The organism is Thermosporothrix hazakensis (assembly GCF_003253565.1).
In the GTDB taxonomy this organism is placed as follows: Bacteria; Chloroflexota; Ktedonobacteria; order Ktedonobacterales; family Ktedonobacteraceae; genus Thermosporothrix; species Thermosporothrix hazakensis.
This window is the reverse complement of the sequence record NZ_QKUF01000012.1, coordinates 181,982-191,375: the sequence shown is the minus strand read 5'-3', so window position 1 is coordinate 191,375 and position 9,394 is coordinate 181,982. Positions and strand designations below refer to the sequence as shown.

Below are 9,394 nucleotides of genomic sequence, written 5' to 3'. Positions count from 1 at the left end.
GAGGGCGGAATGCACCCAACCTCGGTGGGGTAAAAGAGTGCAAAGGGGAGGAGTAATGCACCCAACCCTGGTGGGGGTAAGATGCACAAAATGAGAGCGTAATGCACCCAACCCTGGTGGGGTAAAAAGATGCTTTCTGCTGTAGAAATGATAACAATTTCCTCTTTTTAGCTGTTTGGTTTACTGTGGATATATGCTCGAATGTGCCCAACCCTGGTGGGGCTATTTTACCGATCTCATCGGGCCTGTAAGCGCTTGTAAGCCTGCTTTTTTTAGAGAATTATGGAAGCGGATGAACCGAACCCCGGTGGGGTTGCACACAAAAAGAAAAGCGCCAGTCTGCTGACGAACTGACGCTTTAAGGAAGAATATCTGCGCTATTCTTTTGTCTCTTTGGGTGCACGAATGCGACGTTGTCTTTTCCGTGGCGTGTTCATCGCCTGATATTCTTGTATCAATTTGAGAGGGGGAAGAATTTCCCATCGTGAAGCCAGCCAATCTTTACTCCAGCGCGTTTGCTCTTTATTGACTTCAGTCAGGCAAATTTGCTTACCCAAAATTCCCATATTTTCGAGCTTTTGCAGGGCCGCCTCAATACGAGGCACGAAGCGTGAGGTCATATGCCGCTCGTCAACCTCTATCATACTGGAAGCAAGCAGCTCGGACATCGTGATAGGCGTGCTGAAGTTGCCGGTCTTTGCCTGCTCGCGCCAACGTTCAGTCAGATAGAGCGCCAGCCGGAGCGCGTAGCGGTCGTTCTGCGGATTCAGTTTGAAGATCTGGTTATCAACCTCAGCCAGATAGTAGTTCTGGTGTTGCTCATAGGTGCTGATCCAGTCGCCGGGCGAGACCAGAAAGCCGATAATAATCTTTTCGCCTTTGAGCGTCTTGCTGACCGTTGAATAGCGCATGTATGGGCCATCTACCTGAATGGGAACAGATTTCCCACGAATGCTGATCGTGCAATTTCCGCGTACATTACAGGCAGCCAGCAGCGTCATATCCTGAAGGACACGCCGCTTCTGCTCTGTACGATAGCCGTCTGTATATCGCTTGTTGGTTCCTGGATGGGCCACACGGCTATGTTTCTGGATACCCTGCCATTGCAGGATCTCTTCCAGCAAAACGGCCACACTGCCATTTTTAGAGACGCGCTCATTATGACGCCGAATGTTCCAGAGTCCCAGAACGATACGGGCCGTCAGGACGGTGCTTTCACTGAGCTGACGTATCTGTTTCAGAGCCTGTGGTATTTCCAGCGGGCGCTCTGGTGTGCCGAGATACACTTCCAGCGTATTTGAAGCCAGATACGAGATCTCGCCATCTCCCGGACGCCACATGTGTTTCTGCGCCAGCGACGCCTCGCGCACTGCCTGGTCCGGTCGGTAGTTCGTGACCTTCAGCCGATCCATGACATACGGGGTCACGCGATCAAATAGTGAGGCCTCGTGCTCGATTTCGCCTGTTTCCAGAATAGAGGCAATATACTCTGTTGCCTCTTCTTCTGTCATATATCCAGTGATATCGGTAAATGCGCCATCAAAGAGAGAAGAGACCTCGTTCTCTTCCTCGTCTCCCTCTACGATTTCTGCATCTACTACTTGCTGTTGAGGTTCGATGTTCTCCGTTGCTGGCATAAGGTCCAGTTCCTGTTGTTTTGGCTCTTCCATATGTATGATCCCGCTCTACTGCTTCAGGCAGCAGGCAAGTCGCCCTCCTTTCCTGAAATAACCACGGTCTCTTTTTAGCATACCACCAACCCTTCGGGGAGGTAGACTTTTTTCCTGATGCTGCTATTCTCATCTTGAAGGGTAGCATAAAAAGGCTATTGATGTGAACCCTTCTCATACCTTTTGGAGCATGCTTGTTTGCTGAACGACTTTTTCTCTGTCTCAATCTTGTCCGACAAAAAAAGCGAGCGACCTGGGGGAACAGGCCGCTCTGGATGCTGAAAGCTGCTACTGCGAAAAGGTTGTGTTCCATTTGCCCTGGCCGCCGATGATAAACCAGGAGGTGATAGCGGGATCACAGGCAAAATCGAGGCGCTTGACTTGAATGGTGCCGCTCACAGCTCCTGGCCCTGTAAATGCACCTTCGAGTGTGACAAACGGCCTGGGCGAAGCAATCGTACAGGTGCCATTTGTGCCGTTTTCTGTCGTGTATTTCAGCGTGCTCTTGATCACCATTTCTTTATATGTCAATTCGCCGCTTTTATAGGTGAGTTCACAGGAGAGGGTGCGCTGCTCCTGATAGTCTGCTCCGGTATTTTTGGTTGAGCCAGACAGGGTCACAATGTAGGTCTTGCCGGTCCCACATGGATGACCATTAGCCACATTTGGCTGTTGTGGCTGACCGGAAAAATGGAACGTAAGCTGAAAGGCGCGGCTGGTACCCCCATCTTCTGTGTATTGCTGCTGTATCTGAAGTTGAAATGCCGAGGTATTGGAAGGGGAGCCATGTGGGCCGGGTGTGTTTGCCTCTCCAGGAGGCACAATTTGAATCGTGACTCCTTCATCTGTGCTGTTCGCGGTATCCCTGGCCGTCAGCGTATGCTTGCCTGGCTTCCAGCTCTCAGAGATGGTCAGATTGGTGGCGATATTGCCGTTTTCATCACTCCGAACTTCTGCTGTTTGCAGTGGCCTGTTATCCAGTAGAAAGGTGATGGGTGCGTTCGCGGCAAAATACTGCCCGGTAACATGCAGGGTTGTACTGCTTGCACCCGCCGGAGTTGAGCCAATATGATACTTGCTGGTTACGCTTAAAGTTGGCTTCGGTTGCGATAGGAAATAGTAGACGACAGCCGCACCAATGCTTCCCAGAATAATCACTCCTGCAATAATCAGGCTGGTTGCTTTGCCTGCCGGCGTGATGATCCAGGGAATAGTGTTCGTTTGGGACTGTGATTCGGGCGGTTTTGCAGCCTGGGTGTTGGCTGTATTGGTGGAGTCACTGCTTATTTTCTGGCCACAGCGCGTACAAAAATGGGCCGCTGTGCTCTGTTCAGCGCCACATCGTGGACATGTTGCCATACTTCCTCCCGGGTAACCTTCCTGTATTCAGGGTACTCAGCATACTCCTTTGCTACGTGTGCTCTGCTTCCTGTGTGGAATGAAAGGACCATAAGGTTTTTCATGAATAGAACGTACTTCAAAAAAAGATTTTTAGCGACTGCACTAAAAAAGAGGATTCTACGTTTCTTGTGACGAATATACAAACCAGTATACCGGGTGTTGCATGCTGAGAGAAGTGCATTTTTCACAAAACGACTGTTGAGTATTTTGAGGCTTGCATGAAAGCAGAAGGTTCTGTTGCCGCGTCTTTGGTGCTCAATTCAGAAGAGCGTAGGGTCTCTTTCTCCCGCTAAGCATTTCCTATAGTTGTGGGCAGTGCATGGTGATGTGGCTTTCCGGGCTACCTCTTTCCTTTTTGTGCAAAAATGACTACAATAGAGGAGCCATTTTGTTAGAAAGAAATAGTATGTATCGATTATAGAGGAACTGAATTCAAAAAGAACCTCTATAGTGGAAATAGGAAGAGTGATAGCGTTTTATGGAATTAGGCCAAGCGATCCGCCGACGAAGACAGGCTCAAGGATTAACGCTTGAAGAATTGGCCTCGCGGTCCGGGGTCAGCCGGGCAATGCTTTCAGACATCGAGAGAGGGATTAAAAATCCAACCATCAAGGTAGTTAGCCAGATCGCGAAAGCACTGCAATGTACCGTTTCCTTTCTTCTGGGGGAGCAGCCTTTTGAGCCGCGTAGTTCTGTTGAGCTCATCAAGCGGCATGAGCGACAGGTTCTGGTTGATCCTCAGACGGGGATTGCGCGTCAGCTTTTGATTCCAGCGTTGCTACGTAAGGGGTTGGAGGTGCTCTGGTATTCTCTCCCTGCTGGAAAAAAAACCGGCACGTTCCCCCCGCAAAAGCATGGAGTTGAGGGACACCTTACAGTTATACAGGGACATATGCAGTGTACGATTGGTTCAGAGGAAATCGCTGTAGAGGCTGGTGATACGCTCTCTTTTCCCGCTGATGTCTCGTATGCGTTTTATAATCCCGGGCCGGGCCCCTGTCACTACATTGTGATCGTCGATTCTTATGATGCAAAAGTATTCTGACCGCTTTCAGATTTCTCCGTGCCCACGATGATTCTGCTCCTCTCTCGATCAGAAAGAGGAGCAGCGTATTGCTTGCTTCTGCTTGTCTCTTTCAACACCGTTATAGTCGCTCTTTTTCTGCTATAGCGATTCCTCTGGCAAGCGATAGAAGGCCCGCGCGTTCTCGACCCAGAGTTTGCGTTTGGCCTGCAGTGAGAGATTTGAGGTCAGCTCGTCCAGCGTCTCAATCCAGCAGCCATAACTGCATGTCTGGGTCAGTACCGGCCAATCTCCTCCGAATAGCACACGATCCTCTCCGAACTCCTGCAACGCGTAGTGGATATAGGGAGCCAGATCATCAGGTGACCAGAGTTCCAGATCCGCTTCTGTGACCAGACCACTGATCTTACACATCACATTCGGGTAGCCTGCCAGCTCCTTGATGTGCTCATGCCAGGGTTCGAGCTCCTGTCTGAGGATATTGGGCTTGCCACAATGGTCGAGAATAAAGGCTGTCTGTGGGCAGCGCTGGACCATCTTGACCACCGCTGGTAACTGCTGATGAGTGACACAGATGTCAAACGAGAAGTCATATTCCGGGAGTATCTGAAGCGCCCGTATGAAGTCTGGCCGTAGACAAAATTCGGGGTCTTGTTCTCCCTGAAGCAGGCGGCGCACTCCCTTGACACGTGGATCGATAGCCTTCAGTGCTTCCAGATAGGCACGGGCCTGCTCTCCATATTCTAGCGGCGCGTAGGCAACAATCGCCTGTATTCGGGGTTCCTGCCGGGCAAGTTCCGCGATCCATCGAGTTTCCAGCAGGCCATAAGGCTCCTCAACGTCTGCTTGAATAAAGACCATCGCTTCTAGTGCAAGTTCTCGCGTTGCTTCCGCGAATTCAGGCAATCCAAAAGGATGGTTGAGTTGTTCATTCTTGTCAAGCCAGCTCATCCGATAGCGGGTCGGATCCCAGATATGGAGGTGGGCATCAATAAAGGGAAAAGCGGGCATGGCATGTCCTCTCTAGCAGCTTTCCTGCGCTGCATCCTTTCATTCAGCGGCTCTCTACTGCCTCGCTCATCATATGTTGATAATCATCTCCCTGTCAACCAGGATGTTCACTATATCGCAGCAGAAATAAGGTTCATTTCTATTGTTTTTACCGGTAAAGAGGACTACAATAATTTTGTAAAGTTAAATTCGATAATGTTTCTAAAGTATTGTTGTTTCTCTTCTTAAGGGAGGCCCTGTGCCATGCCTGCACTGACCTTTTGTTCCCACTGTGGTGCCGCAAATGAAACAGCCAACGATCACTGTACGGCCTGTCAACAGCCGCTGGCCGCCGAATTGAGCGAGGAAGCCCCGCTTCTCAACGATCGCTATCGCCTGCTTACCATTCTGGGCATGGGCGGCTATGGGGCCGTCTATCGAGCAGAAGATACCTTTCAGGCGAATCGACTGGTTGCGATCAAACAGGTGAGGTTCAGGGGACTCTCCGCCGAGGAACAGATAGAGGCGACCGAGACGTTTCACCGGGAGGTAGAGGTGCTCTCGACGCTCTCGCACCCTCGCTTGCCACAATACTATGAGCAGTTTCAGGATCAAGGAAACTGGTATGTCGCGCTTGAGTATTTGGAGGGGGAGACGCTGGAAGCGCGCATGAAGCAACGGCAGCGTGAGGGACATGATGGGCTGGATGTGGAGGAGGTGGTACGGATTGGCCTGCAACTCTGTGAAGTGCTCACCTATTTACATAACAGGCAACCGGCAGTGATCTTTCGCGATCTCAAGCCAGACAACGTGATGGTGATGGCGGGAAGCGAGGTGGCCCTGATCGATTTCGGGATAGCGCGCCGCTACAAGCCGGAGAAGCAGCGAGACACGATCCCGCTAGGTTCACCGGGCTATGCGGCTCCTGAGCAGTACGGTAAGGCGCAGACCTCACCGCAATCGGACCTCTATAGTCTTGGGGCGCTGCTCTATCACCTGCTGACGGGCTATGACCCTGCCGAGAACCCGTTTTTCTTCCCGCCGATGGAGGAGCGGAAGGCGCCACGCAAGTTACGAGCCTTGATTGAGCAGATGACGAGGCGAGAGCGGGGGCAGCGCCCAAGATCAGCAGAGGAGGTGGCGGAGGTGTTGCGAGGAGTGGCAGAGGGACTTCAGCAGAAGCGGGTGAAGGGAAGGATCTGGGTGCCGCCGCAGGGGAAGCCGCTGCCGGGGACTGGTGGCGGTCAGATCCAGCTTCAACGGCAGTTGCAAACGGCGGCCCGGAGGCAGGCTCGCCGTCAGGTGCTCATCTCGGGGGTTGTGCTCGGGACGCTGGCCTGTACCGGGATCGGTGCATTGATAATGAGTAATAGCATGAAACCGAAGCGGCTCAATGAGAGAAGCACAACAGAGGATCAGATCAATAAGAGAAGCATGGCAGAGGACCGGGATATAATCCTCAGATATGCGGTAAGGACGGCTTATTCTGCTGATCAGCTATATCTGGCAGTGCTTTTATATTATGGTGAATACGGGTACTATATCAATATATATGAGGAGAAAACATTCAAAGAAATAAAGAGATTGAAGGTAGAAGAACGATATCTGGAGTATACAACGCGACTCATCTGGTCCCCGGATAATCGCTATGTGGCGTTCTACTCTGGAAAAGCCTTTCTCTACTGGGATTGGGAAGCGTCGTCTGATCCATCCCCTGTATATATCAATGTTTCTCAATTGGGAGACGAGCGCCGGGGCGTCGGGCAGATTCACGATACCTGGCCCGATAAGGGGAGTGACATTGTTGCGCTCTATGACCATCATCTCCTTGTATTTGATCTCAACGCGGAGAAGCAAAAGGCATATCTCAAATTCTCGGACGGGTGGTATCCTGTCCTCTCCTGTGCCTGGTCCCTTGATAAAGCGGTCCTGGCGATTGTTGACGCAACAGTGGGTGACATGCACTTCCTGGATGTCGAAAGAGGTCGAGTATATGAGAAAATACACATCGCAGCAGCGGCAGGGGCAAATGATGGACAGAGACAGTTCTACTGGACAAAGCACTATTGCGTGCTGTATCTCTACGCTGAAGTTTATCTGATGCCCGCGAAGCAGGTGAGGGAGATGCTCGCGGTCAATACGTTTCTGCATTTGCGGCTCGGGATCAAAACGTTTGCGCTCTCGCCTGATGAGACCATGATTGCGGTCAGCTCCTATGAAGAGGTGCTTGTCTGGCATATCGAGCAACGTCGAGTCATAGTCAGAACGCCGCATTCTGAAGAGAAGCCGCCTGAGTTACACTGGGTTGCCAACAACCGGGAACTATGGTGGCAGAGCGGAGGGAAAGAGCGTTATCTGTCACTTCCATAGGGAGTGTGCCTGTTCCGGTGGCTCATCTCTGCCGAATTCAGGTATAATGGCTGCACACACAAACAGCAACCAACAAACCTCACCCGACACCTCTGAAGGCTCGGGTGCTCAAAGGAGTGCTTGAGAGAATGCGTCACAGCTCATGGCAGAGTGACCAGCGGTACAGGCGTACCGTGATACTGATATTCCTGTTTTTGCCCCTGCTGGTTGTCCTGGTGCTTGGCGGCATCGTCTTTGCGATCGGTTCGCTTTCCAGACAGAACCAGCTTCCGACGTTGGCCCGAGCCGAACAGACCGCCATTTTTCCCGTCTCGGGGACGCTGGAAAATAGCTCGCTTGATCCCGGTCGTATCTTTGATTCGTCGGCGAATTTTGTTTCGCACCTGCTCTATACCGGCCTGGTGCAGCTCGACAGCAAGCAGCAGGTACAGCCACAACTGGCGCAAAGTTTTGATCTGGAAAAGGACGGTGTCACCTGGACCTTCCATTTAAAGCCACATCTGCGCTTTAGCGACGGCTCACCCATTACCGCAGAAGACGTTATTTACAGCCTGGATCGCTCGCTGAAGCCTGATAGCAGAGCCCTCTATGCGCCGCTCTCCTATGGGCCAGCAATCAAAGATGCGGAGAAGCTGCGACAGGGCAAGCTCTCCACGCTGATCGGGGAGAGTCTGTTCGCACCAGACAAGCAGACAGTCAAGATCGTCATGAGTGGGCCGAATCGCTATTTTCTCTCCTCGTTAACAACTGCGAATTCGTTTGTTGTCTCGAAACAGTTTCTTCAGAAATATGGCGAGAACTGGACCACCCATCTGGCCGAGGGCGGCACCTCTGGCCCGTGGAAGCTTGCTCGTATCTCGAATACCGCGATACGGTACCTTGAGCTTGTGCCCAATCCCAACTACTACGGTCAGAAACCAAAGCTGAAGAAGCTGCTGGTCCCGTTCTATCAGAATGCACAGACGTTGTTCCGGGCGTATGAGACCAATCAGATCGATATCGCGCCGGTGCCAGCCGACAAGATGCCGCGTGCACAGCAACACTATGCAAATCAGTTGGTACAGGTGCCAGGGACAACAATCGCCTATTACGCGCTCAACTACTTTACGAAGCCGCTGAACAACATCAAAGTCCGGCAGGCGCTGGCGCTGGCGATAGATAAGGATGCCATCGCGCACAATGTCTATGCCGGAACCGTTATCCCGACCAATCACCTGATTCCGACCGCTATTCCCGGCTATGATGAGAACGTTACCGGCCCGGCAGGCGTCCAGAGCACAAAGGGTGATCCCGCGAAGGCGCGACAGTTGCTTGATGAGGGCTTACGCGAGGAGGGCATGACCCGCGACGTCTTCAAGCAGAAGAATATCTTGCTCGAAGTGGCAACCGGTATTCCTGTTGATGTCACCCTTAAAAATGAGTACACTGCAATCGTCAATATGTGGAAGAAGAACCTTGATATCAGTGTGCCAACCTTTGACGCGCCTACCGATAAATTTGCCCGGGACATCAACAGCGCGGCGAAGGATACCAGCGGCCCGGGCATGTGGCGCTATCAATGGAACTCCGATTTTCCTGATCCACGGGCGGCGCTGGCTTCTCAGTTCGGCAAAGATGCCCCGATCAATAATCAGAACTATGGACAGAATTCCGGCTCGAACCTGAGTGAGCAACAACAGACCCAGAACCTGTTACAACAGGCCGATACCGTCTCCAATCCGACTGAGCGCCATCAGCTCTATCAGACAATTGAGCAGCGCCTGATTAACGATGTTGCCTGGATTCCGCTGTATCAAAGTACCCACACCTTTCTACAGAAGCCCTGCCTTCAGGGGCTGGAAAAGAGCGCCGTCGATACCATTCCGCCCGACGATTGGAGCAAGATCTACCTCTCGGAAGCTGAGCCTTGCGCCACACGCCTCTAAGGCCTCTCAAGGAG

At 52.0% G+C, this 9,394-nt stretch carries 6 protein-coding genes; 3 read left to right on the top strand and 3 right to left on the bottom strand.

The window, feature by feature from the left end:
- Positions 1-377: 377 nt before the first annotated feature.
- Both EI42_RS17800 and EI42_RS17795 read right to left on the bottom strand, forming a co-directional pair.
- A complete protein-coding gene (locus EI42_RS17800) occupies positions 378-1,670 on the bottom strand; it encodes a hypothetical protein (RefSeq protein ID WP_111323976.1) in 1,293 nt (430 codons plus the stop codon).
- Positions 1,671-1,958: 288 nt separating this feature from the next.
- Positions 1,959-3,029 (bottom strand): zinc ribbon domain-containing protein, encoded by a 1,071-nt coding sequence (locus EI42_RS17795; protein WP_111323975.1) that lies wholly within the window; start codon positions 3,027-3,029, stop codon positions 1,959-1,961.
- 520 nt (positions 3,030-3,549) lie between these two features.
- Between EI42_RS17795 and EI42_RS17790 the strand changes: the two genes are divergently transcribed.
- A complete protein-coding gene (locus tag EI42_RS17790) occupies positions 3,550-4,116 on the top strand; it encodes a helix-turn-helix domain-containing protein (RefSeq protein WP_111323974.1) in 567 nt (188 codons plus the stop codon).
- Between the two features lie 120 nt (positions 4,117-4,236).
- On the opposite strand, the gene EI42_RS17785 is transcribed toward EI42_RS17790, so the two are convergent.
- Entirely contained in the window at positions 4,237-5,106 is an 870-nt protein-coding gene (locus EI42_RS17785) for an amidohydrolase family protein (RefSeq protein WP_111323973.1), read from the bottom strand.
- Positions 5,107-5,349: 243 nt separating this feature from the next.
- Here EI42_RS17785 and EI42_RS17780 point away from each other — a divergent pair, with 243 nt between their 5' ends.
- Together EI42_RS17780 and EI42_RS17775 are read left to right on the top strand one after the other, a co-directional pair.
- Entirely contained in the window at positions 5,350-7,455 is a 2,106-nt protein-coding gene (locus EI42_RS17780; protein ID WP_111323972.1) for a serine/threonine protein kinase, read from the top strand.
- 128 nt (positions 7,456-7,583) lie between these two features.
- Positions 7,584-9,380, top strand: a complete 1,797-nt coding sequence (locus EI42_RS17775) for a peptide ABC transporter substrate-binding protein (protein ID WP_111323971.1) — start codon at positions 7,584-7,586, stop codon at positions 9,378-9,380.
- The last annotated feature ends 14 nt before the right edge of the window (positions 9,381-9,394 follow it).

Excerpts from the sequence above, each read along its gene's own strand:
- EI42_RS17795 (WP_111323975.1), bottom strand. The coding sequence starts at position 3,029 with ATGGCAACATGTCCACGATGTGGCGCTGAACAGAGCACAGCGGCCCAT.
- EI42_RS17800 (WP_111323976.1), bottom strand. The coding sequence starts at position 1,670 with ATGGAAGAGCCAAAACAACAGGAACTGGACCTTATGCCAGCAACGGAG.
- EI42_RS17775 (WP_111323971.1), top strand. The coding sequence starts at position 7,584 with ATGCGTCACAGCTCATGGCAGAGTGACCAGCGGTACAGGCGTACCGTG.
- EI42_RS17790 (WP_111323974.1), top strand. The coding sequence starts at position 3,550 with ATGGAATTAGGCCAAGCGATCCGCCGACGAAGACAGGCTCAAGGATTA.
- EI42_RS17785 (WP_111323973.1), bottom strand. The coding sequence starts at position 5,106 with ATGCCCGCTTTTCCCTTTATTGATGCCCACCTCCATATCTGGGATCCG.
- EI42_RS17780 (WP_111323972.1), top strand. The coding sequence starts at position 5,350 with ATGCCTGCACTGACCTTTTGTTCCCACTGTGGTGCCGCAAATGAAACA.